General features: G+C 42.4%; 1 protein-coding gene. It reads right to left on the bottom strand.

The window, feature by feature from the left end; translation table 11 throughout:
- Positions 1-110 precede the first annotated feature (110 nt).
- Positions 111-794, bottom strand: a 684-nt coding sequence (locus tag A9G34_RS08735; protein ID WP_141670389.1) for a DUF2345 domain-containing protein, incomplete at its 5' end; no start/stop codon positions are given.

Here is a 794-nt window from a genome sequence, read left to right as displayed (position 1 = left end):
TTGCTTCTGATAAGGCTTTATAATAGGCGTCTTGACTTAATTGTTTTTCGCCAACAGGAAAGTTAAAGTCGGTTATTTTTTTTATAGTCATTGTGTTACTTCCTTACAAATTATTCCGAAAAGCTTTTTGAATTGAACGATACATGTTTTCTTAATAACATTTCGAGTTCCGAATCATTGTTATTTAGCTTTGCGGATAAATCATTACTCGCCGCGCCCATCTTTTGCATGACATTACACTTCAGATAAACATTATCCTGTGTGCCCAGTTCAATGCCTTCACTGCTGATTTTTATATATGAACCGCCACACATTAAGGTGATTTTTTCACTGGCGGTTATGATTAGCTCACCATCGACACTGTCAATTTTTATATCTTGCTTGGCGGCCATGTTGAGGTTGGCGTTTTGGGCTTGCACCACAATATCGCCTTGGTTGGCAAACAGTTTCATGCCTGATTTGTGGGCAAATAAGCCCATCGCTTCGCCCGATGAGAGGGTAAGATTTTTTAAGGCGGCAATGTCAGTTTGGTTTTCACTGGTTAAAGTAACGCTGTTGCCGGTGGAGAGTTGAATGTTTTGTGGACTGGTTAAGGCAATGCCTTCTTGGGCATAGGCAAGTATGCCGCTTTGGGTCAGTTGGCTTAATGTTTTGTTAAGTTGTTCTTGGCTGTCAGTGTCTGCACCGTGGGCTTCAGACTGAGTAGCGGCATTTTGTAGGGCTTTGGCAATGGATAGCGCATTTTCAAGCTGGGTAATGGCGGCTTGCATGTCGAGCTGTTTGCCTTGCGCTTT

The organism is Gilliamella sp. Choc4-2 (assembly GCF_001690355.1).
Classification (GTDB): Bacteria; Pseudomonadota; Gammaproteobacteria; order Enterobacterales; family Orbaceae; genus Gilliamella; species Gilliamella apicola_A.
This window is presented reverse-complemented; position numbering and strand designations above follow the sequence as displayed.